The organism is Pseudomonas sp. CFBP 5748 (assembly GCF_053850495.1).
The window spans coordinates 110,384-136,455 of record NZ_JBSPTN010000005.1; the positions used below are offsets into that span (position 1 = coordinate 110,384).

Annotated in this window: 24 protein-coding genes and 1 pseudogene; 14 read left to right on the forward strand and 11 right to left on the reverse strand. The window is 60.0% G+C overall.

What is annotated here, in order from left to right; all coding sequences use genetic code 11:
- Window position 1: 1 nt before the first annotated feature.
- Entirely contained in the window at window positions 2–1,636 is a 1,635-nt protein-coding gene (locus ACWNZ1_RS13115; RefSeq protein WP_280944072.1) for an ATP-binding response regulator, read from the forward strand.
- Window positions 1,637–1,737: 101 nt separating this feature from the next.
- Here the strand turns inward: ACWNZ1_RS13115 and ACWNZ1_RS13120 are convergent, their stop codons facing one another.
- The 5 genes and pseudogenes from ACWNZ1_RS13120 to ACWNZ1_RS13140 all read right to left on the reverse strand — a co-directional run bounded on the left by ACWNZ1_RS13120 (window position 1,738) and on the right by ACWNZ1_RS13140 (window position 6,288).
- Window positions 1,738–2,352, reverse strand: coding sequence for a methyl-accepting chemotaxis protein (locus tag ACWNZ1_RS13120; RefSeq protein ID WP_238346761.1), 615 nt, complete (start codon window positions 2,350–2,352; stop codon window positions 1,738–1,740).
- Window positions 2,326–3,093, reverse strand: a pseudogene (locus ACWNZ1_RS13125) (PAS domain-containing protein); the annotation flags it as partial. The gene ACWNZ1_RS13120 and the pseudogene ACWNZ1_RS13125, both read right to left, overlap by 27 nt.
- Window positions 3,094–3,273: 180 nt before the next feature.
- On the reverse strand, window positions 3,274–4,104 hold the full coding sequence (locus ACWNZ1_RS13130) for an amidohydrolase family protein (RefSeq protein ID WP_456027687.1): 831 nt from the start codon (window positions 4,102–4,104) through the stop codon (window positions 3,274–3,276).
- Window positions 4,105–4,131: 27 nt separating this feature from the next.
- The gene (locus ACWNZ1_RS13135; protein WP_135845816.1) at window positions 4,132–5,421 is read right to left on the reverse strand and encodes an MFS transporter; all 1,290 of its coding nucleotides are present in this window, start codon (window positions 5,419–5,421) and stop codon (window positions 4,132–4,134) included.
- Between the two features lie 135 nt (window positions 5,422–5,556).
- A complete protein-coding gene (locus tag ACWNZ1_RS13140) occupies window positions 5,557–6,288 on the reverse strand; it encodes a GntR family transcriptional regulator (protein WP_135845817.1) in 732 nt (243 codons plus the stop codon).
- Window positions 6,289–6,536: 248 nt separating this feature from the next.
- On the opposite strand from ACWNZ1_RS13140, the gene ACWNZ1_RS13145 reads away from it, so the two are divergent.
- A complete protein-coding gene (locus ACWNZ1_RS13145; RefSeq protein WP_280944075.1) occupies window positions 6,537–8,252 on the forward strand; it encodes an amidase in 1,716 nt (571 codons plus the stop codon).
- An 85-nt stretch (window positions 8,253–8,337) separates the two neighbouring features.
- On the opposite strand, the gene ACWNZ1_RS13150 is transcribed toward ACWNZ1_RS13145, so the two are convergent.
- Window positions 8,338–9,681, reverse strand: a complete 1,344-nt coding sequence (locus ACWNZ1_RS13150; RefSeq protein WP_135845819.1) for a sensor histidine kinase — start codon at window positions 9,679–9,681, stop codon at window positions 8,338–8,340.
- Complete coding sequence (locus ACWNZ1_RS13155) at window positions 9,678–10,337, reverse strand: response regulator transcription factor (protein ID WP_135845820.1); 660 nt, start codon at window positions 10,335–10,337, stop codon at window positions 9,678–9,680. Before ACWNZ1_RS13155 ends, ACWNZ1_RS13150 begins: the two co-directional genes overlap by 4 nt.
- 131 nt (window positions 10,338–10,468) lie before the next feature.
- On the opposite strand from ACWNZ1_RS13155, the gene ACWNZ1_RS13160 reads away from it, so the two are divergent.
- The 6 genes from ACWNZ1_RS13160 (at window position 10,469) to ACWNZ1_RS13185 (ending at window position 16,531) form a co-directional block, all read left to right on the forward strand.
- Window positions 10,469–10,792, forward strand: coding sequence for a PepSY domain-containing protein (locus tag ACWNZ1_RS13160; protein ID WP_135845821.1), 324 nt, complete (start codon window positions 10,469–10,471; stop codon window positions 10,790–10,792).
- 85 nt (window positions 10,793–10,877) lie between these two features.
- The gene (locus ACWNZ1_RS13165) at window positions 10,878–11,348 is read left to right on the forward strand and encodes a DUF2271 domain-containing protein (RefSeq protein ID WP_135845822.1); all 471 of its coding nucleotides are present in this window, start codon (window positions 10,878–10,880) and stop codon (window positions 11,346–11,348) included.
- Between the two features lie 24 nt (window positions 11,349–11,372).
- Window positions 11,373–13,553: a PepSY domain-containing protein gene (locus ACWNZ1_RS13170; RefSeq protein WP_265072128.1), complete on the forward strand. Its 2,181-nt coding sequence runs from the start codon at window positions 11,373–11,375 to the stop codon at window positions 13,551–13,553.
- The gene (locus tag ACWNZ1_RS13175) at window positions 13,537–14,508 is read left to right on the forward strand and encodes an FAD:protein FMN transferase (RefSeq protein WP_135845824.1); all 972 of its coding nucleotides are present in this window, start codon (window positions 13,537–13,539) and stop codon (window positions 14,506–14,508) included. The genes ACWNZ1_RS13170 and ACWNZ1_RS13175 overlap by 17 nt, the downstream gene beginning before the upstream one ends.
- Window positions 14,509–14,764: 256 nt before the next feature.
- Window positions 14,765–15,181 (forward strand): helix-turn-helix domain-containing protein, encoded by a 417-nt coding sequence (locus ACWNZ1_RS13180; protein ID WP_135845825.1) that lies wholly within the window; start codon window positions 14,765–14,767, stop codon window positions 15,179–15,181.
- 3 nt (window positions 15,182–15,184) lie between these two features.
- On the forward strand, window positions 15,185–16,531 hold the full coding sequence (locus tag ACWNZ1_RS13185; protein WP_280944077.1) for an OprD family porin: 1,347 nt from the start codon (window positions 15,185–15,187) through the stop codon (window positions 16,529–16,531).
- A gap of 52 nt (window positions 16,532–16,583) precedes the next feature.
- Here the strand turns inward: ACWNZ1_RS13185 and ACWNZ1_RS13190 are convergent, their stop codons facing one another.
- Window positions 16,584–17,510 carry a transcriptional regulator GcvA gene (locus ACWNZ1_RS13190; RefSeq protein ID WP_135848019.1) on the reverse strand — a complete coding sequence of 309 codons (927 nt, stop codon included), beginning with the start codon at window positions 17,508–17,510 and terminating at the stop codon, window positions 16,584–16,586.
- Window positions 17,511–17,630: 120 nt separating this feature from the next.
- Between ACWNZ1_RS13190 and gstA the strand changes: the two genes are divergently transcribed.
- The gene (gene gstA, locus ACWNZ1_RS13195; protein ID WP_135845827.1) at window positions 17,631–18,242 is read left to right on the forward strand and encodes a glutathione transferase GstA; all 612 of its coding nucleotides are present in this window, start codon (window positions 17,631–17,633) and stop codon (window positions 18,240–18,242) included.
- Here gstA and ACWNZ1_RS13200 read toward each other — a convergent pair.
- Window positions 18,239–19,162: a LysR substrate-binding domain-containing protein gene (locus tag ACWNZ1_RS13200; RefSeq protein WP_135845828.1), complete on the reverse strand. Its 924-nt coding sequence runs from the start codon at window positions 19,160–19,162 to the stop codon at window positions 18,239–18,241. The genes gstA and ACWNZ1_RS13200 overlap by 4 nt on opposite strands.
- A gap of 93 nt (window positions 19,163–19,255) precedes the next feature.
- Here ACWNZ1_RS13200 and ACWNZ1_RS13205 point away from each other — a divergent pair, with 93 nt between their 5' ends.
- Together ACWNZ1_RS13205 and ACWNZ1_RS13210 are read left to right on the forward strand one after the other, a co-directional pair.
- A complete protein-coding gene (locus ACWNZ1_RS13205; RefSeq protein ID WP_456027688.1) occupies window positions 19,256–20,239 on the forward strand; it encodes a DMT family transporter in 984 nt (327 codons plus the stop codon).
- 81 nt (window positions 20,240–20,320) lie between these two features.
- Entirely contained in the window at window positions 20,321–20,719 is a 399-nt protein-coding gene (locus tag ACWNZ1_RS13210; protein ID WP_135845830.1) for a VOC family protein, read from the forward strand.
- A 90-nt stretch (window positions 20,720–20,809) separates the two neighbouring features.
- Here the strand turns inward: ACWNZ1_RS13210 and ACWNZ1_RS13215 are convergent, their stop codons facing one another.
- Together ACWNZ1_RS13215 and ACWNZ1_RS13220 are read right to left on the reverse strand one after the other, a co-directional pair.
- Window positions 20,810–21,580, reverse strand: coding sequence for an EAL domain-containing protein (locus ACWNZ1_RS13215; RefSeq protein ID WP_135848020.1), 771 nt, complete (start codon window positions 21,578–21,580; stop codon window positions 20,810–20,812).
- Between the two features lie 153 nt (window positions 21,581–21,733).
- Window positions 21,734–21,988: an Lpp/OprI family alanine-zipper lipoprotein gene (locus tag ACWNZ1_RS13220; RefSeq protein ID WP_256454413.1), complete on the reverse strand. Its 255-nt coding sequence runs from the start codon at window positions 21,986–21,988 to the stop codon at window positions 21,734–21,736.
- A 242-nt stretch (window positions 21,989–22,230) separates the two neighbouring features.
- On the opposite strand from ACWNZ1_RS13220, the gene ACWNZ1_RS13225 reads away from it, so the two are divergent.
- The 3 genes from ACWNZ1_RS13225 to fnr all read left to right on the forward strand — a co-directional run bounded on the left by ACWNZ1_RS13225 (window position 22,231) and on the right by fnr (window position 26,030).
- Window positions 22,231–22,878 (forward strand): BON domain-containing protein, encoded by a 648-nt coding sequence (locus ACWNZ1_RS13225; protein WP_135845832.1) that lies wholly within the window; start codon window positions 22,231–22,233, stop codon window positions 22,876–22,878.
- A gap of 81 nt (window positions 22,879–22,959) precedes the next feature.
- Window positions 22,960–24,789, forward strand: a complete 1,830-nt coding sequence (gene ftsH, locus ACWNZ1_RS13230) for an ATP-dependent zinc metalloprotease FtsH (RefSeq protein ID WP_265072130.1) — start codon at window positions 22,960–22,962, stop codon at window positions 24,787–24,789.
- 488 nt (window positions 24,790–25,277) lie between these two features.
- Entirely contained in the window at window positions 25,278–26,030 is a 753-nt protein-coding gene (gene fnr, locus ACWNZ1_RS13235) for a fumarate/nitrate reduction transcriptional regulator Fnr (protein WP_456027689.1), read from the forward strand.
- Window positions 26,031–26,072 lie beyond the last annotated feature (42 nt).

Sequence of the window (26,072 nt, forward strand, 5' to 3'; positions counted from 1 at the left end):
AGTGGAAAAGAACAGCGAACTCAATCAGGCTACGGTACGGCTGATCGTCAGTGCCTGTGCGCTGTTGTACATCATCATCCTGGCCAGCATCGAGACCGATGACGCCGCGGCCTACACGCCGATCATCATTTACATCGTGACGTTCATCATTGCGTCGGTGTTCCTGCGCTTGCTTATCCAGCGCAAGCCGGGGCACTTCTTCTGGCGGCGCCTGTTCACCATGCTCCATGACTACGCCGGCATTGCGTTTGCCATGGTGCTGGGGGGTGAAGGTGCATTGCCCATTTACGCGGCGCTGCTCTGGGTAACGCTGGGCAACGGTGTGCGCTTCGGCTCCCGCTACCTGGCACTGGCGACCGTCATCGCACTGTCGGTATTGGTGCTGATTTTCTGGCTCAATCCATTCTGGCGGACCCAGCCGTACCTGTTCCTGATGCTAATCGTGACCACCGTCGTGGTGCCGGCCTATGCGCACACTCTGCTCAAGCGTACGCGGATTGCCTCCGAAGAGGCGATCACGGCCAACCAGGAGAAATCTCGTTTCCTCGCCCAGGCCAGCCATGACCTGCGCCAACCGATCCACTCCATTGGCCTGTTCACCGCCTGCCTGCGTGACGCCAAGCTAGGCGTGGAAGAGTTGCGGCTGGTGGATAACATCGACCGTTCGCTGCACACCGTGTCGCAGCTGTTTCGCTCGATCCTCGATATCTACACCCTGGACCACGGCAAACTGGTGCCACAGTCCGATACGGTTCACTTGGGCGAGCTGCTGCAGGACGTCGTCAAACAGAACACCGAGGCGGCACGCTGGGCGGGGGTTGAGCTGCGCTTGCGTGCCAGCCCTTACTGGGTCAACGTCAACCCGGGACTGCTGACCACCATGGTTCAGAACCTGCTGTCCAACGCTCTCAAATATGCCCCAGGCCAACCGGTATTAATCGGCGTACGCCGCCAGGGAACGGGGCTGGCCGTGGTGATCTACGACAAGGGACGGGGTATCGCCGCCGAGCATTTGCCCGAGGTGTTCAAGGAGTTTTACCGAGTGCGCCACGTACGCGACAAGGATGTCGAAGGGTTGGGGCTTGGGCTGTCCATCGTCAAGCGCATCAGCCAGTTACTTGAGGTCGATGTGCACATCCATTCCCGGGTCGGACACGGCACCAAGGTGGCGATCAGCGGCCTGGAGCAAGCTACTCCGAAGATCCTGACGCCCAAGCTGAAGACGGTCCACAGCCGACTGAACGGGTTGCGGGTATGCCTGGTAGAAGACGATGCCAACGTCTTGATGGCGACCTCGGTGCTGCTGGAAAAATGGGGTTGCAAGGTGCAAACCCACAGCGACGACCAAGGGCTGGCCAGCGATTGCGACATCATCATCGCCGACTTCGACCTGGGTACGAAGGTTTCAGGAGCCGAGTGTATCGCGGTCATACGCGAGCAACGCGGTTGGGAAGTCCCGGCGCTGGTCATTACCGGGCATGAGATAGCGCGGATACGCGAATCCCTGCAAAGCCTGAACATCGCGGTGTTGGCCAAGCCGGTGCGACCGCCGGAGCTGCGCGCGGTATTGCTGGAATTGGTCAAGGCCGATGGACCCAGGGTGCAACTCGACGTGTCGAAAATCCCTGCAAGCTGACCCACCGCTATCGCGAGCAAGCCCGCTCCCACAGGGAATGAGGGTGTATATGAACCTCGCGGTCGACCCAGAATCCTGGATCGACCTGGAAGAACGCGGGTTCAGCCGACCCAGCCAACGGCCGTCTTGGGTATCACTTCGGACTCATCGAGCTTGGACGCGAACATGCTCACCGCTTCGAGTGCATCCGTCGTCCCAGCCCTGATTTGCAGGATGACCGAACCCGCCTGGTCTGCCAGCGTGACGCCCCGCAGCGCGCCTTCGTGGGTGACGCTCATGCTCGCGACTGCGTCGCGGGTTTCGGACAGGATCATGCCGATCATCTCGGAAATTTCGGCTGTCGAACGGCTTGTACGCCCAGCCAACTGCCGGACTTCGTCGGCGACCACCGCAAACCCCCTGCCCTGGTCCCCTGCCCGCGCGGCCTCGATTGCCGCGTTAAGCGCAAGCAGGTTGGTCTGGTCAGCAATGCCGCGAATGGTATTGACGATGGCGGTGATTTCTTCTGAACGAGCCCCCAACTGCCCGACCAGACGCCCGGATGCCCCGATGTTGTCGGCGATCTGGCGCATTTCCTTGGCCGTCTGCTGGATGACCTGCGCGCCCTGTTCGGCGACTTTCTCAGTCTCGGCGGAGATATGATAAGCGCGGGAGGCGCCGCGGGAGTCCTCTTCGAACTTCTCTACCCGCTCGGTGATGTCACTGGCAAACTTCACGATCTTGCTCAGTTTGCCTTCGGCATCGTAGACCGGGTTGTAGCTTGCCTCCAGCCAAACAACCTTGCCGTGCTTGCCCAGGCGCTTGAATTGACCGCTAAAAAACTCACCGGCATTCAGGCGACGCCAGAAATCACTGTACTCAGCACTGCTGACCAGGTTCGGCTCGCAAAACATCCGGTGGTGTTTGCCTTTGATCTCGGCCAGCGAATAATTCAAGGTATGGAGGAAGTTATCATTGGCGGTCAAGACGTTACCGCTCAAATCGAACTCGATCACCGCCATCGCCCGATCGAGTGCTGTAAGACTGCCGCGTGTTTCTGCCTCACTGACGACCCGGGCAGTGACGTCGAGTGCGTACTTGACGACTTTTGCCACGCGGCCTTGCTCATCCATTACAGGGTTATAACTGGCCTCCAGCCACACGTTCTGGCCCTGGGAGGTGCGTCGCTGAAAAGTGCCGGAAACGAATTGACCGGCCCGCAGCTGACTCCAGAACTCACGGTACTCGGCACTGCCTGCCAGCGCGGGGGTACAGAAATCCCGATGGGACAGCCCCGCCAACTGCTCGGCGCGGTAGCCCATGGTTTTCAAGAAGTTTTCGTTGGCGCGCAGGACCTTGCCATCCGGGCTGAACTCGATAACGGCCATCGACCGTTCGAGAGCGCCGACTAATCCCTTGTATGTTGCCAATTCGGCTGTCCTAGCCGCCAGTTCAGTTTTTAGATTCTTATTAAACATGACGTACCCTCAGCGAACCCGGAAATTAATCGGACCTACAAGGGTATCGGCTGCCAGGTTGAGCGCTTGATACGCCACGGAGGAAATATGTTTTGACGCCAGGAAACAAGCGTCCAGACAACCTCGACCCTGGCTCAATAATTGAAATCATGCCCCAACTCTTGATCGGCGCCCTGCTCTTCAAAACCTGAACAACGACCGGGGGGCCTCTACCAGCAATGCATGCTTAAGCGGCGCCGAGCACTGCAAGGCTTGCAACTGGCTTATCACCGTATCGAACCCGACGTCTTTTTCATGCTGCGTATGTGGCCAGTCGCTGCCCCATACCAAACGGTGCGGGCCGAAACTCTGCTCCAGCAGGGACAGCGAAGCCCGGGCGAATTCCAGGTTCTGTTGATCCGTCCCGGCCAACCGATAGATACCGGAAACCTTCATCCACACTCGCCCGCTCAGCCCCAACTCGATCAACTCAGCAAAACCTGGTTGATCGGTGCCCAACCGCGCATCAGGACGGCCGAAGTGATCGATCACCAGCTTGATGCCAAAGGGCATCAACTGACGAATCAACCCTGGCAAATCCTCGGCATGGCGGTGCAACTCGACATGCCAATCCAACTCAGCGAGGTGGCCGAAAAAATCTCTCCAGACGGCGTCGCGAAAGTCAGGCAAGGCTTTGCCCATCAGGTTCAGACGCACGCCGACCACGCCCAGCCGGGCCATGTCGTCCAACACGGTGCGGCTGACGTCTCGCTCCAGCACCACGACCCCGCGCAATTGCTCCGGAGCCTGCCGCAATGCCGCCAGCAGGTAGCGGTTATCGGTACCGAGAAAGCTCGGCTGCACCAATACGCCATGGCTCAGGCCATGGGTTTGCAGGTGTTCGAGGTACTGCGCAAGCGTGGCGTCATAGTCGGGGGTATAACGCCGTGCAGTGGCCAGCTTCAGCTCACGGCTGAACACATGAGCGTGGGCATCGATGCCGGTGATCGGCTTGGAACAGGTATCAAGCATGGGTTTCATCTATCGAGGTGAAAGTCATCAGGCTCGGGCGCTCTCGGTCCCGCCGGCAGAGGTTTGCACCGATGCCGCCGAGGCTTCAAGGCTGCGGCCTCGGGTTTCCGGCAAACACAGCGCCGCGATCACGGCTACGCCATAGGCGATCCCGGCATCGATGCCGATGGCCGAACCCAACGACATGGAGTCGCTCATGTGACCGACCAGGAACGGAAACAGCGCCGAGAGCACGCGGCCAAAGTTGTAGCAGAACCCCACGCCGGCACCGCGGACATCCGCCGGGTACAACTCGTTGAACAGCGCTCCGAGGCTGGCCGGAATGCCGGCGGCGAAGAAACCGAGCGGGAAGCCCAGGAACAGCATCTGAGTGTTGGTCAGTGGCAGGAATACATAGCACTGCACGGTCACCACGCAGCACAACGCGAACAGCACGATGTTTTTGCGCCGGCCTATGCGATCGATCAACAAGCCACTGACCACGCAGCCACACCAGAAGGCAAAGATGATCACAGCCAGGTAGCCGCCAGAGTTGAGCACCGACAGGTTGCGCTCGGTCTTGAGGAAGGTCGGCAGCCAGGTCATCACCGCGTGATAACCGCCGTGGGCGCCCAGCCCCAACAGCCCGCCAAACAACGTCACGCGGATCAGTTCAGGGCGAAAAATGCCGGCCAGGGACTTGAAAAAACTTTGCGGGATGACTTTGTCTTTTTGCAGACGCTGGAAGCTGTCGGGCTCCTCCACGTTGCGACGCACCCAGATGATCAGGAACGACGGCAGCAGGCCAACGATGAACATCACCCGCCAGGCCATGTCTTGTGGCACAAAAGAATAGATCAGCGTGAAGACCCCGACCGCCAGCCCCCAACCCACTGCCCAGGCGCTTTGTACCGTGCCCATGACCTTGCCGCGATACTTGGGATTGATGGTCTCGGCCATCAATACCGCACCGGCGGCCCATTCCCCACCGATCCCGAACCCCTGTAGCGCCTTGACGATCAACAACTGATGAAAACCGGTGACGAATGCGGACAGGAAGGTGAAGCACGAGAACCACAAAATCATCCACTGCAGCGTGCGCACCCGACCGTAGCGATCCGACAGCGTGCCACCGACCCAGCCACCAATGGCCGAGGTGACCAGGGTCACGCCGCTGATCAGCCCCGCATCGCCCTTGCTCAAGGCGAACGCGGCGATCAATGCCGGAATCGCCAGGCCGAACATTTGTACTTCGAGTGCGTCAAGGGACCATCCGCCGAAGCAGGCCCAAAACGTTTTGCGCTCCCGCGCAGTGACTTGGCGATACCAACTGAACATGATTTTTATCCTTATAAATGGAACGAAAGGCAGCCGAGAGCGAACCGCGCCGCTGCAGGGCCAGTCATGGCAAACACAATGGTTAAAACAGCGGCCACCGACGGGCCGCTGAACGCTCCGTCAACCCGGCATGGGTCAGCGAATTTCCACGCTGTAGCGGAAATGCTCGGCATGCCCGCGAGAGCGACGCCACTCCAGGGGGGTGCCGGCGTAATCACGCGCCAGGCGCTCGATCACCACCACCGGACTGTTGACCGGTACCTGCAGCAATCGCGCGTGCACCTCATTCACCGATTCGGCGGTGAGGGTTTCTTCGGCATAGGCGACAACCTGGCCGCAGGTTTCTTCATAGATGGGGTAAAGCAATGGCCCTTTCTGACTCAAGTCGATCTCGAGCAACGGTTGGAAGCGGCTACGCGGCAACCAGATTTCTTCGGCGAGCACCGGCTTCACATCCAGCAGACGCACACGCACGATACGAATCACCGGTGCGTCGCCCGGCAGCCCCAGCGCCTGGGCGACTGCCGAGGGTGCCGGCACTGGCTCGATAGACAAGATGCGGCTCTCCGGCACCCGGCGTTCACCGGCAGCGGTTTGAAACCGGAAGAAACGGAACAGCGAGGACTGAAACTGAGGCCGGCGAATGAAGGTGCCGCGGCCTTGCTGGCGCTCCAGCACGCCCTCGCTGACCAGCGCATCGACCGCTTTGCGCACGGTGCCGGTGGACAGTTGGTATTCCGCCGAAAGCGCGGCCTCGGTAGGAATCGCCTCCCCCGGACGCCAGCGGTTGTTGGCGATCTGTTCGGCCAATTGGTCGCGCAGACGTTGATAAAGCGGCAAGCGGACATCGCTGGAGAGAGAGTTCATTGACCTTATTCACCTTGTTATCTAGTCATATATATGAATATGGGTGGCGAGTATTTGCTCAGGCTGGATCGTTGTCAAGAATGAACCGAGTACCTTGTGGACCAGTGGTGAAGAATCCATTACCGAATAGACCCTCAGACTGCAGGCGTAGTACAGTGGGCAAAAGCCGATAAATATCCACTTTGAGATGCCAGGATCTGATTTTGTACGGCCCTGCACTGTCATCCCTCTGCCGCGACGGTAATAGCATGATCGAAATCACCGAAGTCTCCATTGCCCAACTGCGTGCGGCCCTCGAGTCCGGCCAGACGACTGCGGTCGAGCTGGTCCAGGCCTATCTCGCCCGGATCGATGCCTACGACGGCCCCGACACGCCCACCGCCCTCAACGCCGTGGTGGTTCGCAACCCCGATGCGCTGGAGCAAGCGCAGGCGTCCGATACCCGTAGGGCCAAGGGCCAGACCCTGGGTCCGCTCGACGGCATCCCCTATACGGCCAAGGACAGTTATCTGGTCAAGGGCCTCACCGCCGCTTCCGGAAGCCCGGCGTTCAAGGACCTGGTGGCCTACCGTGATGCGTTCACCATCGAACGACTTCGCGCCGCCGGGGCGATCTGCCTGGGCAAGACCAATATGCCGCCCATGGCCAATGGCGGTATGCAACGCGGGGTCTATGGCCGTGCGGAGAGTCCATATAACGGCGCTTACCTCACCGCACCGTTTGCCTCGGGCTCCTCGAATGGTGCGGGTACGGCAACCGCGGCCAGTTTTGCCGCATTTGGCCTCGCAGAAGAAACCTGGTCCAGTGGACGCGGCCCGGCGTCGAACAATGGTTTGTGCGCCTACACCCCTTCGCGTGGCGTGATCTCGGTGCGCGGCAACTGGCCGTTGACCCCGACGATGGACGTTGTCGTGCCCTACGCCAGGACCATGGCTGATCTTCTCGAAGTGCTGGACGTAGTGGTGGCAAACGACCCTGACACCCGTGGCGATCTGTGGCGCCTGCAACCCTGGGTACCGATTCCCAGCGTCGACTCGGTTCGTCCCGCCTCATATCCGAGCCTTGCCAGTGGCATCGGTGCACTCGCGGGCATTCGCTTCGGTGTTCCGCGCATGTACATCAACGCCGACCCAGATGCGGGTACGGCGGACACGCCCGGCATTGGTGGTCCGACAGGGCAGCGAATCATCACCCGTGCCTCGGTGATCGACCTCTGGAAAGAGGCCCGCAAGGCTCTCGAAGCCTGTGGTGCCGAAGTGGTCGAGGTGGATTTCCCGCTGGTGTCCAACTGCGAAGGCGATCGCCCCGGTGCCCCGACGGTATTTACTCGTGGCCTGGTATCCAAGGCGTTCATGCACCACGAGCTGTGGGACCTGTCGGCCTGGGCGTTCGATGATTTCCTGCGGGCCAACGGCGATCCGAACTTGAATCGTCTGGCCGATGTCGACGGACCGAAGATCTTCCCCCACGACCCTGGCACCCTGCCCAACCGGGAGGACGATCTTGCCGCCGGCATGGATGAATACGTGAAGATGGCCCAGCGGGGCATCACGCCTTGGGACCAGATCCCGACCCTGCCCGATGGACTGCGCGGACTCGAAGAAACCCGGCGAATCGATCTTGAAGACTGGATGGATCGGCTTGGCCTGAATGCGGTGATCTTCCCCACCGTTGCCGATGTCGGGCCGGCAGATGCCGATATCAATCCGGTGTCTGCCGATATTGCCTGGAGCAATGGCGTGTGGGTCGCCAACGGCAACCTCGCCATCCGCCACCTGGGCGTACCCACCGTGACAGTGCCGATGGGCATCATGGCGGACATCGGCATGCCTGTCGGGTTGACCTTTGCCGGACGCGCCTATGACGATTCGACGCTGTTGCAATTGGCTTCGGCGTTTGAGTCGATGGGATCCAAACGGATGATCCCACCTCGGACACCACCGCTGGGGAGTGGCAAGCAATAACTTGGGGGCGGGCTCAGGCCCGCCCTTCTCCTGGCGATAAAACCAACGCCCAACACGCGAGCGCATGGCAGGCCAAGCCTGCTGTTCAACCTTCGATCGTCGAGGCGAGCGGTAACCAGACGCCGACTTCGAATCCGTCCTGCCGGCCTTTTGCCGGTGATGCCAGCATGATTCGTCCGTTCACCCCTTGCACAATCGTTTTGACAATCGCCAAACCCAACCCCGCCCCGCTGACTTCACTCTGACCGCGCACGAAACGTTCGGTCAACTGCTGCAATACGGGTTCCGGCACCACAGGCCCGCCGTTGACCACCCGTAGCAACGCCTGGCCAGAGAGGCTGACTTCAATGGGTTGAGCGGCCGCACCGTACTTCAAGGCATTTTCGATCAGGTTGCGCAAAAGGATCCCAAAAGCGTCCGGGTCAATGGTCGAGTACACACTGGCCTGCGTAGGAAGCTGCAGCTCGATCTGCCGATCACTGCTGTGACGCCACTCATCGACCACATGGGCCAGCAACGGAATGAGGTCCTGGGGCGCCTCCGACAACAGTCCTCCGCCCTCGGCCTTGGCCAGTTGCATGAGTTTTTCCGAGAGCCGCGCCAATTCGCGTAGCGAGTGTTCGATTTTCGCCGCACGCAGCCGCAACGGGCCCTCGGGCGCTTCATGGCGCAGGCGCTGGACCTGGGCCAAGGTCGCGGCCAATGGCGTGCGCAATTCATGGGCGCTGTTGGCGGTAAAGCTGCGCTCGGCCTCCAAGGCCTTGCGCAAGCGCTTGAGCAAATGGTTGACCGCATCCGCCAACGGGCTGATTTCCGCCGGCAGGTGCGACACCTTGATCGGCGACAGATCGCCCGCGCCACGGGTCTCCACGGCACGCCGATAGGCCAGCACACTGCGCAGGCTCATGCGTACGAACAACCAGGTGCCCAACAGGCTGACGGGTATCAACGCCAATAACGGCAAGAGCAAGGCCAACAAAGCTTCCCGTGCAGCCTCACGGCGATGCCCAAGGGGCTCGGCGATTTCGATGAACACCGACTCGCGCAGCGCACTGGCGCCATACAGACGGTATTTTCCAGTGGTGGAGAAGCCTTCAATCGGTTGTTTGCTGAAGATTTTCGGATTGGCATCGTGGGACTGCATCAGGATCCTGCCCTGGGCATCGCGGACCAAGTAGGTCAGGTATTCTTTGTGCATTTTCAGCGCGGCCACCAGTTGCGCCTTATCCGCATCTTCACGATTACTGATTTCCAGCACGGCCAAGGGCAGGATCCGCTGCGCGGTCTCCGCCAGCGCACTGTCAAACATCTCATCCAACTCATGCTGCACCACCCGCCATGTGCCGACGGTCGCGGCAAGCCAAAGCACAGTCATGCCCAGTGTCAATCCCAGGCAAAGGCGTTTTTGCAGGCTGAACGAGGCACTCATGGGGATATCAACCGATAGCCCATGCCACGCACGGTTTCAATGAAGTCGCGACCCAGCTTCTTGCGCAGCCGGCTGATATAGACCTCGATCGTGTTGCTCTCGATCTCCGCGCCGAAGGCATACAGGCGCTCTTCGAGTTGCGTCTTGGACAGCAACGCGCCGGGACGCTGGACGAATGCCTCGAACAACGCCCATTCCCGCGCCGTCAGGTCCACGGACACACCGGCCCGCTGGACCGTCCGAGCACTCATGTCGATGTGCAGCTCGCCGATTCTGATCTGCGGGTTGGGGTTGCCACTGTACCGACGGGCCACCGCCGCCACACGGGCCGAGAGCTCAAACAGGTCGAACGGCTTGACCAGATAGTCATCGGCTCCGGCATTGAGCCCGGCGATGCGATCGGATATCTGGTCCTGGGCGGTCAGGATGATCACCGGGGTCGCATCCCCTGCACCACGTTGCTGGCGCAGGAAATCCAGTCCGCGACCGTCCGGCAGCATCAAGTCGAGCAGGATCAGGTCGTAAGGGGTCGTGCGTACGCTGTTGCGCGCATGAGCCAGGCATTGCACCCAATCGACGGCGTGGCCGTCATCGGCGATCTGTTCGCGCACCGCCTCCCCCAACCTTGGCGCGTCCTCAACCAATAAAACCCGCATCTGGCAGCTCCTGTGATGGTGGTCGTGCAGCACCTTATCCGCCTTACCTGACGTGAATCTGAAGATTCAGCTGGTTGTCAGGAATGCACCGTAGGGTATGCCAACGAAGAAACCCCGGCAGGAGACAGATCATGAAACCAGGCTTTATCGCCAGCACCGCGCTGGTGAGTGTGCTGATCAACGGCTACGCCTTGGCCGATGACGATTGCAGCGAACCGGTCAGCGACTGGCAACCACGGGAAACCTTGCGCCAGCAGGTAGAACAGCGACACGGCTGGAGCGTGCAGCGCATCAAGGTCGATGACGGTTGCTACAAGCTCAAGGGCCTGGACCGCAAAGGCAATGTCATCGAAGCCCGTTACTCACCGGCGTCGCTGCATCTGCGCAAGCTTGAGATCTACTTCCGCGACGATGACGACGCCAGGGATTACCTCGACCGTGCGACCACACCGTGACATTTCGACACGCTTGCCCGGCCTTTCAGGTTGCTGTCAGCAAGCCGGTACAGGCTCTGGACCTAACGATCAAAAGGACAACCCCATGAAAAAGATTATCGCTGCAACCTGCCTCGCTGGCGCCATCGTCCTGCCGGGGCTGGCTCAGGCCCGTGAGGTGACGCTGACGACCGCGCTCAAGCGCTACAGCGGAAATGATGCCTACCTGGCGATCTACCTCACGGACGCCAGCGGCCAATATCAGAAAACCCTCTGGGTGGCCGGCAAGAAGGCCAAGTACTACAAGCACCTGGCCGACTGGGCCCGTGGCAGCAAGATGAGCCCGAGCGAGTTCGACGGCGTCAGCGGCGCCAGTGTCGGCAGTGGAGACACGCTCAAAGTCAGCGTCGAGCTGGCAGACACCCTGATCGACGCCGGGTATCAAATCCGTATCGACAGTGCCGTGGAGGACAAACGCGATGCTCGGGCCGATGTCGTCGTGCCTCTGACGACTGAAGGCGCGGGCAAGCCGGCGGCGGGCAATACCTACGTCGAATCCTTTACTTACGATTTGTAGCACCTACCTTTTCGGAGGCCGAACATGCTTCGCCAGCTCCACTCCCTGCCCGGCTTGATCGCCGCCGTGTTGGTCATGCTCTTGGCCATCAGCGGCGCGATATTGTCTGTCGATCCGGCCCTGGAACGCCTGAGCGGCACCGCCACTAGGGCCGGGCAAGTCAATGTCGGACAGTTGGCCGGACGCGTTGCCAGCCACTTTCCGGGCGTGGAGCAGATCCAGCGCACAGCGTCCGGGACCGTCATCGTCTACTTCAATCAGGCCGGCCAGGTCGGGGCCGAAAAGGTCGACCCACTGACCGGGCAAGGCCTGGCTCCCTACGAACCTTCCGCTTTCTCGCGCTGGATGAAAGACTTGCACCGCTCGCTGTTTCTTGGCACACCGGGCCACGGGGTGGCGGGTGTCGGCGCGCTGTTCATGCTGGTGCTATCAGTGTCCGGCGCGCTGTTGCTGGTCCGGCGGGTGGGCGGCTGGCGCAACCTGCTGCGGCCGTTGCAGGGCAATTTCAGCCAGCGCTGGCACGCGCAGGTTGGGCGCCTGGCGTTACTTGGGCTGCTGCTATCGGCACTGAGCGGGCTCTACATGTGTGCCACGACCTTCGATTTCATCGCCGACGGCAGTCAGGGCGAGCCCGCATTCCCCGACCACATCAGCGCAGGCCCGGCCTTGCCGGTGGCGAACCTGCAAGCGTTGCAGGCCACCGACCTCAATGACCTGCACGAGCTCGTCTATCCCAGCCCGAATAATCCGCAAGACGTGTTTTCCCTGCGCACGGCCCAGGGCGACGGCTACGTGGACCCGGCCAGCGGCACCCTGCTGTCCTATCAAGCCCATGACTCGATGCACAACGTCTACGAATTGATCTATCAGTTGCACACCGGTGAAGGGCTCTGGTGGCTGGGCCTGTTGCTGGGCCTCTGTGCCCTCTGCGTGCCCTTGATGAGCATCACCGGCATCCTGATGTGGTGGCGCCGCCGCCAGGCCGGGCCGAACATCCGCCATAACAGCGCTGCGCAAGCCGCCGACAGCGTGATATTGGTGGGCACTGAGACCAACACTACCTGGGGCTTTGCCAACGCCTTGCATGATGCCTTGCACCAGGCCGGTCACCGCGTGCATAGCGCGGTGATGAATCAATACGCCAACCACTACATCAACGCTCAACGGGTGTTCATCCTCACTGCGACCCACGGTGACGGCAATGCTCCGGCCTCGGCTTCGCAATTCCTGGCACGACTGGCCGAAGCCGGGCTCAAACCTGGCCAGCCGTTTGTCGTGCTGGGCTTTGGTGACCGACAGTTTGCGCAGTTCTGTCAGTTTGCCCATCAGGTGCAGGCAGCCTTGGTGCAAGCCGGTGGCGCGCCGTTGATGGACTTGGAAACCATCAATCGCCAATCGTCCCAGGAATTTGCTCGTTGGGGCCACGCCTTGGGTGAAGCGCTGGGGCGCGACCTGACGCTGGTCCACACCCCGCGGCAGCCACAAACCCATCAACTGGTGCTGGCCGAGCGCATTGCCTATGGCGAGCAGGTGGATGCACCTACACACGTACTGCGGTTCAAGGCGGCGGCAAGGTTGCCGGACTTTGAAGCCGGAGATCTGGTGGGCATTGTGCCGCCGGGCAGCCCTGTCCCACGCTTCTATTCCCTGGCCTGCGATTCACAGGACGGCGTGTTGGAGATCTGTGTCCGCAAACACAAAGGCGGCGTGTGCTCGGAATATCTTCACGGCTTGCACATCGGCGCGCCGATCCAAGCCTTTATCCAGCCGAACCCACAATTTCGCCCCGCGTCGGGCGCTCATCCGGTGATCCTGATCGGCGCCGGTACCGGCATCGGTCCCTTGACCGGTTTTATCCGCAACAACAGGGCCCACCATCCCATGCACTTGTATTGGGGCGGGCGCAATCCGACCTCGGATTTCCTTTACGAATCCGAACTCAACCATTATTTGGCGGACCACCGTCTCACGGCATTGCACGCCGCCTTTTCCCAGGTCAAGGACCGTTCTTACGTGCAAGACCGGCTGATCAGCGACGCCCTGATCTTGCGCCGGCTGATTGAGAAAGGCGCCCAGGTGTTGGTATGCGGCGGTCGCGAGATGGCCAAGGGTGTGATGCTGGCCCTGGATGAAGTGCTGGCACCGCTCAACCTGAATGTGCGGACCCTCAAGGCACAAGGACGCTATCGTGAAGACGTCTACTGAATTGCAACGCTACAGCCTGAACGGCGAGACCATGGGCACCCGCTACACCGCCCTGTTCTATGCTGAAACCGAACTCGACACCCGCACGATCAGCCACAGCCTGGCGGGCGCCGTGGCCCGGGTAGACCAGCAAATGTCGACCTGGAAACCCGACTCCGACCTCAACCGCCTCAACACTGCGCCTTTGCAGGAATGGATAGCAGTGCCCGAGGAACTGGCCACGGTCCTGTCTGCGGCGTTGCGCGTCAGCCGGCAATCGGGCGGCGCCTTCGACATCGCCATCGGCGACCTGATCGACGCCTGGGGCTTCGGTCCCGGCGAACGGTCGATCACCGAACTGGCGCTCGATGGGTTGCCCGCACCCACTCGACGCTCGACCAGTACAGCGCTGATCGTTGATTCCCAACGCAACCAAGTACGCAAACAGGCACCGCTGAACCTCAACTTGAACGGCATTGCCAAAGGTTTTGGTGTCGATGAGCTGGCCCGCTGCCTGGACAGGTATGGCATCACGCGCTACCTGGTAGGCATTGACGGAGAGATGCGCGCCCGCGGCAGCAAACCTGACGCGCAGCCTTGGGCCGTGGCCATGGAAAAGCCCTGTCGAGGCGTGCGTGAAGTCATGGGGGTGATGGAACTCTGCGACGCCGCCATCGCCACATCCGGGGATTACCGACATTGGGTCGACGTCAGGGGGCAGTCCTTCGCCCACACGATGAACCCGGCCACCGGCGCCCCCCTGTGCAACGCACTCGCGGCCGTCACGGTGGTGTCGGGCTCATGCATGCTCGCCGACGCCTGGGCCACAGCTCTGATGGTATTGGGCGAAACCCAAGGCCCCCGCTTGGCACAAGAACGCGCGATGGACGCATTGTTCGTTGTGCGCGACGGTTCGCAGTTCAAGGAAATATCCATTGTCGGCGGACAACTGCAGGCTCAGGTCCAAACGCGCTGACGCCGAGTCTCGCGGGTTGAGGGAAGAACGGCCATTCATACACCAGCCGGAGACGGCCATCGTGCACTCGCCTCACAGCGCAAAAAATTGCAGCCATGTGCTGAGTGAGTGCAATTAACAACGTTTAACTCGCACGCTCGCGCCCCACGCCCAAGAATGAAGCCATCTCTCTGCCCAGACCTGCTTTCTCAAGCGGGAAACGGCCGGCCCACCGCGCGGTGCGCCGGGCAATTCCCACTGACACGGAATTTTTGTCATGGCTCACGCATCGCACACCACCGTCAGGGCGCCGCTCAAGCCAACGCGCAAAACCAGCACCGGAGGCCTGTCTCCCTGGCGCGAAAGCCTGGTCAAGAAAATGATTCTCGACGGCCTGAGCGACACCCTGGAAATTGCTGAACTGGCCAAGGCCTGCGCCCTGTCCCGCAGTCATTTTTCCCGGGCCTTCAAGTGCAGCACCGGCCAGTCTCCCCAGGCCTGGATCCGTGGTCAGCGTATCGCCCGGGCCAAGCAACTGATCAGGGAGACCGAGCTGACCCTGACGCAGATCAGCCTGGAATGTGGGTTCTGCGATCAGGCGCACTTTTGCCACATCTTCACCCACAGCGAAGGCATCAGCCCGTTTGCCTGGCGGTGTCGGGTGTCGGCAACTCATTTTTCACCCGGGAATTGAAGCATGTTGTTTGCACCGAAAAATGCCGCCTCAGAGTTGGCATCCGTCTCGCTGAAACCGCTCTGGCTCCTTGCAGCGCTCACCCCGGCGATGGCCGCGCAGACCACGCAAAGCGCGCCTGGGTTTCTCAACGAGGCGAGCCTTGAAGTGCTCAGCCGCAACTTCTACCTCAACAGCGACTACCGCTCCCCGACCCCAGCAGGTAAAAGCTACAAGCAGGAATGGGCCCAAGGCTTCATCGCCTCGTTCGAGTCCGGCTTCACCCCCGGCACGATCGGCGTAGGCCTCGACGCCCACGGCTTCCTGGGTTTGAAACTGGACGGCGGCAAGGGGCATTCCGGTACGGGGCTTCTGCCGTTGGATGATGAAGGGCGAAGCGAAGAGCGCTATGCCAGTGCCGGCGGCGCGCTGAAATTCAAAGCCTCCAAAACCACCCTGGCACTCGGTGAAATGACCGTGGAAAACCCGGTATTCGACACCGCAGACAAGCGCCTGCAACCGGAGTACGCCAGCGGCCTGCTGCTCTCCAGCCGTGAGTTCGAAGGGATCGACCTGCAAGCGGGTCATTTCAGCGCGTTCAAGAATCAGGACGCCTCGACCGGCAAGGGCGATTTTTCCGGCTATGGGGCGACGACGCGCCACGGCGCCATCGATTTCATCGGCGCCGACTTGCTCAGCGGCCAAACCCTCGGTGGTGCGCTCTATGCCTCCGAACTGAGCGACACCTGGCGCCAGTACTACGCCAACCTGCACACCACGCTTGGCGAGCTGTTCCTCGACGGCAACCTCTACCACACCCGCGACGATGGCAAGGCCATCGCGGGGGCCATCGACACCACCGCCTATAGCCTGAGTGGCAAATACCGGATCAATGCCCAGGCGTTCACCCTGGCCTATCAGAAAATCAACGGCGACACGCCCTTCGATTTCGTCGGCGGCGACTCCATCTACCTGGCCAACTCGATCAAATATGCCGACTTCAACGGCCCCGGCGAGCTCTCATGGCAAGCGCGCTACGACCTCGACCTGGGCACCTTGGGCATCCCCGGCCTGAGCTTCATGGCCCGCTATGTGACGGGACGCGGGATCGACGGCAGCCATGCCCCCCAAGGCGGTGCGTACAACCCGTTCGATACCGACACCGGCAGTTACCGTCCACAACAAGGTGACGGCGGACGCCATTGGGAGCGCGACCTGGACCTGCACTACATCGTGCAGTCAGGCGCAGCCAAGGACCTGTCGTTGCAACTGTCCCACGTCACCCATCGCGCCAACAGCAGCCAGGCCGGCGATGACATCGACCGGCTGTATGTCGTCATCCAGTACCCGCTCAAGCTGGGGCCGTTCTAACCCCGCCGTAGCTGATACGAAATAGGCTATCCGTTATGTACACATGCTCGAATCAACCTAGCACTTCACTGATTTTCGGTGTGTCCGAGCGACTCACCAGGTCCATCAACCAGGTTCTAAACGCCTGCACTTTTTTCGAGCTTGCCGATTCAAGCGGCGTCACGAGGTAGAAGCCCAGATCCGACTTCAACCTCAGGTTGAACGGTGCCACCAACCGTCCCGCTTTCAGGTCGTCATCAACGTAGCTCGAGCGTCCAATGCAGACACCCAAACCGTCGATGGCGGCCTGCACGGCCATCATGGCGAGGTCGAATGTCAGCCGAGCGTCTTCGGCAAATCTTGTCGGTTGACCCGCCGCACTCAACCATAGGTTCCAGTCGTCATGGGTCATCCCGCTGACCTGCAGCAATGTCTGATTGGCTAAATCAGCGGGACTGCTCAACCCATTGCGCCCCTCCAGCAACGTGGGACTGCACACTGGAAAAATCTCATCGGACATCAGCCAATCCGCACGCAAACCTTTCCAGTCACCGAAGCCGTAGCGAATCGCCGCGTCAATTCCACCCTTGCGAAAGTCCACCAGCTCGGTGGAGGCCGTCACGCGCACGTCGATATCGGGAAATGCCTCCTGGAAAGACGCCAATCGCGGCAACAGCCATTTGGAGGCCAAGGACACCAGGGTACTGATCGTCAGCACGCTGTTATTCCCGCCGTCCAGCAGTCGCTCCGTGGCACGGCGAATCTCATGAAATGCTGAGCTGATTCCGGGCAAATAAGCCTGGCCTTCACTGGTCAGGGCCAGGCCGTCTTTGAGTCGCAAGAACAACCGAACGCCCAGTTCGTCTTCGAGTCGCCGGATTTGATGACTTACGGCTGTTTGAGTGACGTTCAGCTCCTCTGCGGCCTTGGTGAAGCTCATGTGCCGGGCAGCGGACTCGAAGGCTTTCAAGCCATTAAGAGAGGGGGTTTTGGCGGCCATATGACTTGCAGCGCTCATGAGATTTTGTCATAGGCTAGCAGCCAATAAGTCCTTTGCAAAATGAACCCGCTCTCACCGATTCTGGAGGCGTCGAGACCTATCCGTTCGTGAGGAAACACCGTGAAATTGTACTTTGCCCCCATGACCTGCTCCTTGTCCCCGCACATCGTGCTGCGAGAACTGGGCATCGCTTTCGAGCTGGTCCGGGTTAACAACCAGACCAAGCAAACCGCTGACGGGCTGAACTTCCTGGACCTCAATCCCAAAGGCTACGTCGCAGCCTTGGTACTGGATAACGGCAGCGTGCTGACCGAGGGGCCTGCCATCGTTCAGTATCTGGCCGATCTTGTCCCGGGCAATGCCCTGGCACCGGTCAATGGCACCTGGGAACGGGTTCGCCTCCAGGAGTGGCTGAATTTCATTTCTTCGGAGATCCACAGCGGTTGCGCGCCACTGTTCAACGCCGATATCCCAGAGCCGACCAAGGCCCTGTTCAAACAAAAACTGTTCAAGCGCCTGGACTACCTGAGCCTGGCGCTTGAAGAGCAGGACTACCTGATGGGCACCTTTGGCCTGGCTGATGCTTACTTGTTCAGCGTACTCAAATGGTTGCCGTTCTTCGATATCCAAGTTGAGAACTGGCCGGTGTTGGCGGCGTACATGGAACGGATCGAGGCACGCCCCAGCGTTCGGGCTGCCATGGCTGAGGAAGCGGCAACTTCACCGGTTTAACAGCGACTGGTCTGGCTATCACTTCCCAATTCACCTTCAAGCCAGTCGATCAGCGCCTTAACCTCAACCCGATCGTCCCCGCCCGGCCGGCTGAAAACAGAGACCGCCTCAGGCAAGGGGACACTTTCTACGCAAGGTCTCAGCAACGCACCGCTTTCAATCAGCCTTTGGGCGGTGCGCCGCCACCCCAACGCGATGCCATGCCCCTCGACCGCTGCCTGGAGCATCAAGGGGTAGCTATCGAACACCGAGCCCTTGGAAGCGTCATCCAACGTCTGCCCGAACGCCTGGAGCCAGCCATCCCACTGCATCCAATGAGGCGGCGTGGCGCGATAGTGCAAAAGGCTGTGGGACGGCAGGTCACTGACTTGCAGCGCCTTGCGGGTACGCAGGTAATGGGGACTGCACACCGGAAACACTTCATCAGCCGCGGTAAACATCAAACGATGAGCACCGCTGGGACGTCCCGTGCTTTGCAGGGCCACGTCAAAATGCTCATTGAAATCAGTCAACGGTCGGGTGGAGGTGGCCACCTGGATCTCGATTTCCGGGTATCGCTGATGGAACGTCGAAAGGCGCGGCATCAGCCAGTAGAACGCTTCGCACAATTGGCACAGTAAAACGACACGGTTTTTACCTGGCGATTGACGAAGGCTGACGGCGCTGGCGCTGATGCTTTGCAACGCGTTGCTCACCACACGTCCCAGCTCACGCCCTTCCTGGGTCAAGAAGACGGCGCGGTTGCGACGGCAGAAAAGCTTCAGCCCCAAGTCCTCTTCAAGCCCGCGAATCTGCCGACTGATCGCCGCTTGGGTGATGTGCAGCTCCTCGGCGGCTTTGGAGAAACTTTCCAAGCGCGCAGCCGCTTCGAAGGGCAACAAGCTGGCCAGCGGCGGCAATGACTTTCCAAGGCTATTCATAATCAGGGGTAATGCATCCAGGGCCGAGAACTCGTTTGTAGCATAGCTGCGACGCTGTGCAACATGAGCTGACTGCCTTATGGATATGCGTGAATGCCCCCTACTGACTCGAACACCCTCGCCGGCGTGACCCTTGCCGTCGTCGCGACACTGAGCTGGGCATTGAATTTCATTGCGCCTTACGTCACCGGTGTCTACACGATCTACGATTTGATGATCATACGGTTCCTGATCGCCGGCGCGCTGGGCGTGGGTGTCGTGGTCCTTTATCGAACCCAACTTAAGCGTCTGCGCCGCGACCAACTGTTTCGTGGTGCAAGCCTCGGGGTCATCGGCTACCTCGGTTACAGCACCTGCATTGCCGCAGGCGTCATTTTTGGCGGGCCGGTGCTGACCCCGGCGTTTATTGGCATGGTGCCGGTCTTGCTGGCATTGCTCGGCAACGCCACCCACAAAACCGTGCAATGGCGAAGACTGGCGATACCACTGGCTTTTTTAACGGGCGGGCTATTGCTGTCGAACATCGGCAGCATCAATCACTTTTCGACCGGCGACGGTTCATGGCTGCTGGGCTTGCTTTTCTCGATCGCTGCCGTGGTTTTGTGGCTGGTATTCAGTTGGTTGAACCAGAGTGCCCTGGTCAACCTCCCGGCCAATGCATCAGGTGCCTGGACCGGGCTCATGATGGTCGGCGGGGGAATCGGCACCTTGTGCTTGTTACCGCTGGTGCAGGCGCTTGATCTTCTCAAGCTCCCGAGCCTGGGTTTCAGGGGTTCCCTGGCGGGACACTTGTATGCCTGGGGCTTCGTTATCGCGCTGATGTCGTCAGTCGTCGGGGCCTGGGCGTGGAACGCGGCCTCCCGACGCCTCCCCATGGTGCTTTCCGGGCAGTTGATATCCCTGGAATCGCTATTCGCCACGCTATTGGGCTTGGTGTTTCATCAGCGGTTGCCAACACTTTTAGAAGCGTTGGGTCTTGCTGGCGTGCTTGTGGGGGTGGTGATGGCTGTTCGTATCATCCTGACGTCCACTGCCCCCGACAGAAAAGCCTCCACCGCCGGGCCATGCCTTGACTGAAACGCTTGAAGCAAGCCCCTTTCACCGCTAATCGATTCGCGCCAAACTCATTCGCTCTCATAGGCAAAACGGTGAGTCATCATGATCTCTCATGTATTTTTAGGTATCGCTGATTTTGACCGTGCCTTGGACTTCTACGCAAAGATAATGGCCGAACTGGGCCTCAAGTTGAAATTTTGCGACGCCGACAAAGGCTGGGCCGGCTGGGTTTCTGAGTCGTCCCCCCGACCGATTTTCGTGATTGGAAAGCCCTTCGACGGCAAGGCAAACGCGCCCGGTAATGGTCAGATGGTCGCGCTACTCGCACCGAGCCGAGAGATCGTCAGGAGCAGCCACGCAACAGCCTTGGCATTGGGCGGGACATGTGAGGGAGCGCCGGGATTGAGACCCCACTACCACCCCGACTATTACGGCGCCTACTTTCGAGACCTTGACGGCAACAAGCTGTGTGTCTGCTGTCATGATCCGGTATCGGATTGATCTGTCGTCATGGACCGATCTGCCGGCGCCACCAGGACAGATCGCTGCCTTAACCCGACGCAGAAGCCGTCCGACCTTGTAAACAAATGACTAATCAAAGCGGCCAACAGCAAGATGGCCGACCTCAGGCCGTGCATACAAATACCCTTGCATCAGTTCGATACCCATGCCTAACAGCATTGAGCTTTCTTCACGGGTCTCGACACCTTCGGCGATGACTAGAATTCCCAGGCGCCTGGCGACCAGGATGATGCCTTCAACGATCGCCTGTTTGACGGGGTCTTGATCGATAGCGCGGGTCAACGCCATATCAATCTTCAGCACCTGAGGCTGGAACATGGCCAGCAGGTTAAGGCCCGAATAGCCAGAACCGAAATCGTCAATGGCGGTGGTGAAGCCTTGACGTTCGTATTCCACGAAAATGGCTTTGAGATGATCCGGGTCGTCCATCTTTTCGCCTTCGGTCACTTCGAACATGAGCCTGTCCGGCGGGAAGTTTGTCAGGCGCGCGGCTTCCAGGGTGGCCCGGATACAGGTCTCGGGCCGGTACACCGCGTTGGGCAGAAAGTTAATGCTCAACAAGCAATTGGGGATGTCCAGAATGCCCAATCTTGCCGCTTCTTCGATGGCCTTCACGCGGCATGCCTGATCGAATCGGTAACGGTTGCCGTCGTTCACCAGCCCCAGAATGTAGCCTGCCGACTCGCCATTGACGCCCCTCACCAACGCCTCATAGGCAAACGCCGCGCGCGTCCGGACGTTGAAGATCGGCTGAAAGGCCATGGTGAAATCAAACCCCAGCGCCTCATGGTTACGGCACTCGGCGCAACCGAGCGATTGGAACGCAGAGCCTTTCGTCATGATCAGTCTTCCGTGTCGGGAATGGCGCGCCTTTGCAGTTGCACAGAAGTGTAGCCATTCCCACTGAGTCGGCATGGGCCCGGGTCTCTCAAGTGCCAGGAAACCGAAGATCGCCGCGCCCGGCCTCTTGAGCATGCCGCGTGCATCCACTGATTACTTGCGCGTGGCCTTATCGGTCATCCGGGTGGCGCGGATGGTCGCCTCTTCGGCGGTACGTTGCGCCTGTTCGGCCATTATCTGGGCCTGCTCAGCTTTCCTGTAGGCCTCATCCGCCCTGAGTCTTGCCGTTGCGGCGTTATTTTCCGCCGACTCCAATCGGGCATCTATTTCCTGGGCATGCTTATGACTGCACCCGGCGGTGGTCGCTAGAAAAATACTCATCAATACGACCGGCAAATATCTATTCATGGTCATGGCTATTTCCTCGGTTAAGCGCGACAGGAACTACGTCTAACAACTGACCCGATTATCTGGCAACACTCTCTGCCCACTCTGATCTTTGTCAACTGCATGGCCCGTCCGACGCCCCCGCACCGTGGCTCACTAGAGCCTTGTTGATTTAGCTCAATGTCTTTGCGGCACTCAGGCGTAAAAAAAGCAAACCGGGCGCGTACGCCCCGCCTTTTCCTGATTACCTGGAGGACGCCGTGATGGACGACTTGACGCTGCGCAAGACCATTCTGGAAGAACTCGAGTTCCAACCTGACATCAACGCTGCAAATATCGGGGTGGCCGTGGACAACGGCGTGGTCACCCTCTCCGGTCATGTCAGCACTTATGCTCAGAAGATCAATGCCGAACGCGCAGTCAAAGGCATCAAAGGCGTGCGCGCCGTAGCTGAGGAAATCAAGGTTCGGCTGGATAAAGGCGCTGGCACGGCGGACGACACCATTGCCGCTCGCGCCTTGAAGATCATCAACTGGAGCTCGGACGTTCCCGAAGGCGACATAAAAGTCATCGTGCAGAACGGTTGGGTCAACCTGGAGGGTGAAGTCGATTGGCAGTACCAGAAGGAAACCGTGGAGCGGGCAGTGTTCAAGTTGTCCGGCGTGGTTGGGGTAAATAACCGACTCACCCTGCGACCTCGAGTGGACGCCGGCAATATCCAGCGCCGTATCGAGGAGGCCCTCAAGCGCAGCGCCGAGGTGGATGCCCAGGGCATTCGCGTCAAGGTCGACGGTGACGTGGTAAGGCTTGAAGGCAAGGTTCACCTATGGCGCCAGCGGCGGATAGCGGAACGGGCGGCCTGGTCGGTACCTGGCGTCAGGGAAGTGGACGATCATCTGCTCCTGGCTTGAGTTGCAGACCGGGGAGTTTGCAGTCTTCCCGGTCACTCGTGCACGGCCTCTTCATCCGGGGCCTTTTACTGAGTCGAGGCCATGAAAAAAAACCACCAATGGAATCTGTCCTACTTCTTCATCGCATTCATCGCGCTCAGCCTCGTGCAGTTTTTGTTTCTTGAACGATCCAGTGTGCAAGTCATCCCCTACAGCCAGTTTCTGCAGCTATTGAACAATCAGAAGGTCAGCGATCTTCGCGTCGAGAAAGAACAGATCAGCGGCAAACTGAAGGAGCCGATCGAGGGGCACACGCTATTCTCCACCGTACGGGTCGATCCAGCATTGGCAACAGACCTCGCCCACTCAGGGGTCGGCTTTACAGGCATCAACGAAAACACCTTTTTAAGCGGCTTGCTGGGCTGGTTGCTGCCCTTCATGCTGATCATGGTGATCTGGCATTTCCTGTTTCGCGGGCTGGCGGAAAAACAGGGCCTGGGTGGGCTCATGAACATTGGCAAGTCCCGGGCCAAGGTGTTCGTCGAACGCGATACCGGGGTGACCTTCGCCGATGTCGCCGGTATCGACGAAGCCAAGACCGAACTGGTGGAAATTGTCTCCTTCCTCAAGGACAAGGCGAAATATGCCCGCCTCGGCGCGCACATCCCCAAGGGAACGTTACTGGTCGGCCCGCCCGGCACCGGCAAGACCCTGGTCGCCAAAGCCATCGCCGGAGAAGCCGGCGTGCCCTTCTTCTCGATATCGGGGTCTGAATTCGTCGAGATGTTCGTCGGCGTCGGAGCGGCTCGCGTGCATGACTTGTTCGAGCAAGCCCGGCAGGCAGCGCCCTGTATCATTTTTATCGATGAACTCGATGCGCTGGGCAAAATGCGTGGCGTCGGCGCCTTTGGGGGCAACGACGAGAAAGAACAAACCCTCAACCAATTGCTCTCAGAGCTCGATGGCTTCGACCCACGTGAGGGGGTTGTGCTGCTCGCCGCAACCAACCGGCCTGAGGTGCTGGACCCGGCGTTGCTGCGAGCCGGCCGGATCGACCGGCAGATTCTGATTGATCGCCCCGACCGCAAAGGTCGCCAGGCGATCCTCAAGGTCCATCTTCAGAAAATCCTCACTGGACCGGACCTCGACAGTGAGCGTATCGCTGACATCACCACCGGTTTTACGGGTGCCGACCTGGCCAACCTGGTCAACGAAGCCGCCATCGTCGCCACCCGTCGCGGCGCCGAAGCGGTCAGCCTCGACGATTTCACGGCAGCCGTGGAGCGCATCATTGCCGGGGTTGAACGCAAGAGCAGCCTGCTGCACCCCGATGAACGCCAAGTGGTGGCCTATCACGAAATGGGCCATGCCCTGGCCGCCAGCAACCTGCCGGCCATGGACCCGGTCCACAAGGTTTCGATCGTGCCGCGCGCCATCGGCTCGCTGGGGTATACCTTGCAGCGTCCGACCGAGGATCATTTCCTCATCAGTTGCCAGATGCTCAAGGACCGCATGGTCGTGCTGATGGCCGGGCGGGCTGCAGAATCCCTGGTCTATGGCCAGATTTCCACCGGGGCCGCCGACGACTTGGCCCACGCGACGGATATCGCCCGCCAGTTGATCACCCGGTTCGGCATGAGCCCTGAGCTGGGCCAGGCCGTGCTGGAGCGCAAAAGCGCAACCTACCTGGGCGACCGCCTGCAGGACAGCGGTGAAAAAGATTACTCGGAGCAAACGGCCAGGGAAATCGACCTGGGCATTCGTGCGTTGCTCGATGAAGCCTATCAACGCGCCAAGACCTTGCTTGAAAGTCGCCGGACTGATCTGGACACTGGAGCTCGTCTGTTATTGGAAAGGGAGACCCTGACCCCTGAAGAGTTTGCCCCACTCTTACCGACCAAGCGTCCGGTGGCGGCGCTGCGACTTCTTTGACAGCCCTCTTTTATGGGGCTGGCGAGCTACTGGGATGGCGGTCCTGCGCGGCCTCTCGCTCCCAGGCTCGCTGCAACAACTCGACAACCACTTCATCCGGGGCCTGAGGAAAAATCCTCATACCCATATCCATTGAAACCATCCAGTCAGGCATAAGCGGGAAAATCGCCTGATCCACTCGCTGCACAGCGCCTCCACCGTTTCAAGCGCAGCCACCGGCACCGCATGGATCGCCGCCATCATCTCTGAGTCATTGGAAAGCCTTCCCAGGTCACGGTGCCCGTCATTTCGTCACGAACACATCCGCAGAATGGCCGTTGAATACGCCCCGTGCAGCTGAAAACGCTAGTGTGACGAGTTTGCTGCTGCGCGGTGCCGATTGCCTGCGAACTGAGCGCCAATCGACAGCCGGCATGCCTTTCAACGACAAAAAACAGGCACAGAGGGATTGTTCTTCTATGCTTGCCCCAACTAAAGGAATTTGTCCCATGGCTGAGTCTGAACCCCGACTTCTGCAGGTGCATGCCCTCAAAACCGCCTGCTCCAATTGCAGCGTGCTTGAGCTGTGCCTGCCCATCGGCCTGACGGGCGGTGAAGTCGAGCGCCTCGACACCCTGATTGCCCAGCGGGTGAAGGTCAAGAAGGGCTCGGCGCTATACCGCACTGGCGACCCGTTGCGCTCGTTGTATGCGGTGCGGCTGGGCTTCTTCAAGACCAGCGTGCTGTCGGTGGACGGTCGCGAACAGGTCACCGGGTTCCAGATGCCAGGTGAAATGCTCGGCCTAGACGCCATCAGCACCGATCACTACGCCTGTAATGCGATAGCCCTGGAAGACAGCGAGGTCTGCCCGATCCCTTTCAACCACCTGGAAAAACTCGCCCACGATTTGCCGTCTTTGCAGCACAACCTCAATAGACTGTTGAGCCAGGAGATCGTGCGCGACCACAGCATGTTGCTGCTGCTCGGCAATATGAACGCCGAAGAGCGCCTGGCCGCGTTTCTCTTGAACCTGTCACAACGGCTGAACATGCGCGGCTATTCCTCCAGGGAGTTTGTGCTGCGCATGAGCCGCGAAGCCATCGGCTCCTACCTGGGTCTGCGCCTGGAAACCATCTGTCGGGGCATCGCCCACCTGCGCCAAGAGGAACTGGTGGACGTGCATGGACGCAACGTCACGATCCTGGACTTGCCCGGCCTCAAGCAAAAGGTCGTCGGTTGCCATCGTCACGCCGAACTCTGAAATTCCCCCCGCACACCTTGCATGACCTCTGATCTAAATCAA

Coding starts and splice junctions, on each gene's coding strand:
- ACWNZ1_RS13130 (WP_456027687.1), bottom strand. CDS start 4,104: ATGCTTGATACCTGTTCCAAGCCGATCACCGGCATCGATGCCCACGCT.
- ACWNZ1_RS13135 (WP_135845816.1), bottom strand. CDS start 5,421: ATGTTCAGTTGGTATCGCCAAGTCACTGCGCGGGAGCGCAAAACGTTT.
- ACWNZ1_RS13140 (WP_135845817.1), bottom strand. CDS start 6,288: ATGAACTCTCTCTCCAGCGATGTCCGCTTGCCGCTTTATCAACGTCTG.
- ACWNZ1_RS13145 (WP_280944075.1), top strand. CDS start 6,537: ATGATCGAAATCACCGAAGTCTCCATTGCCCAACTGCGTGCGGCCCTC.
- ACWNZ1_RS13150 (WP_135845819.1), bottom strand. CDS start 9,681: ATGAGTGCCTCGTTCAGCCTGCAAAAACGCCTTTGCCTGGGATTGACA.
- ACWNZ1_RS13155 (WP_135845820.1), bottom strand. CDS start 10,337: ATGCGGGTTTTATTGGTTGAGGACGCGCCAAGGTTGGGGGAGGCGGTG.
- ACWNZ1_RS13160 (WP_135845821.1), top strand. CDS start 10,469: ATGAAACCAGGCTTTATCGCCAGCACCGCGCTGGTGAGTGTGCTGATC.
- ACWNZ1_RS13165 (WP_135845822.1), top strand. CDS start 10,878: ATGAAAAAGATTATCGCTGCAACCTGCCTCGCTGGCGCCATCGTCCTG.
- ACWNZ1_RS13170 (WP_265072128.1), top strand. CDS start 11,373: ATGCTTCGCCAGCTCCACTCCCTGCCCGGCTTGATCGCCGCCGTGTTG.
- ACWNZ1_RS13180 (WP_135845825.1), top strand. CDS start 14,765: ATGGCTCACGCATCGCACACCACCGTCAGGGCGCCGCTCAAGCCAACG.
- ACWNZ1_RS13185 (WP_280944077.1), top strand. CDS start 15,185: ATGTTGTTTGCACCGAAAAATGCCGCCTCAGAGTTGGCATCCGTCTCG.
- ACWNZ1_RS13190 (WP_135848019.1), bottom strand. CDS start 17,510: ATGGCCGCCAAAACCCCCTCTCTTAATGGCTTGAAAGCCTTCGAGTCC.
- ACWNZ1_RS13200 (WP_135845828.1), bottom strand. CDS start 19,162: ATGAATAGCCTTGGAAAGTCATTGCCGCCGCTGGCCAGCTTGTTGCCC.
- ACWNZ1_RS13205 (WP_456027688.1), top strand. CDS start 19,256: ATGCCCCCTACTGACTCGAACACCCTCGCCGGCGTGACCCTTGCCGTC.
- ACWNZ1_RS13210 (WP_135845830.1), top strand. CDS start 20,321: ATGATCTCTCATGTATTTTTAGGTATCGCTGATTTTGACCGTGCCTTG.
- ACWNZ1_RS13215 (WP_135848020.1), bottom strand. CDS start 21,580: ATGACGAAAGGCTCTGCGTTCCAATCGCTCGGTTGCGCCGAGTGCCGT.
- ACWNZ1_RS13220 (WP_256454413.1), bottom strand. CDS start 21,988: ATGAATAGATATTTGCCGGTCGTATTGATGAGTATTTTTCTAGCGACC.
- ACWNZ1_RS13225 (WP_135845832.1), top strand. CDS start 22,231: ATGGACGACTTGACGCTGCGCAAGACCATTCTGGAAGAACTCGAGTTC.
- ftsH (WP_265072130.1), top strand. CDS start 22,960: ATGAAAAAAAACCACCAATGGAATCTGTCCTACTTCTTCATCGCATTC.
- fnr (WP_456027689.1), top strand. CDS start 25,278: ATGGCTGAGTCTGAACCCCGACTTCTGCAGGTGCATGCCCTCAAAACC.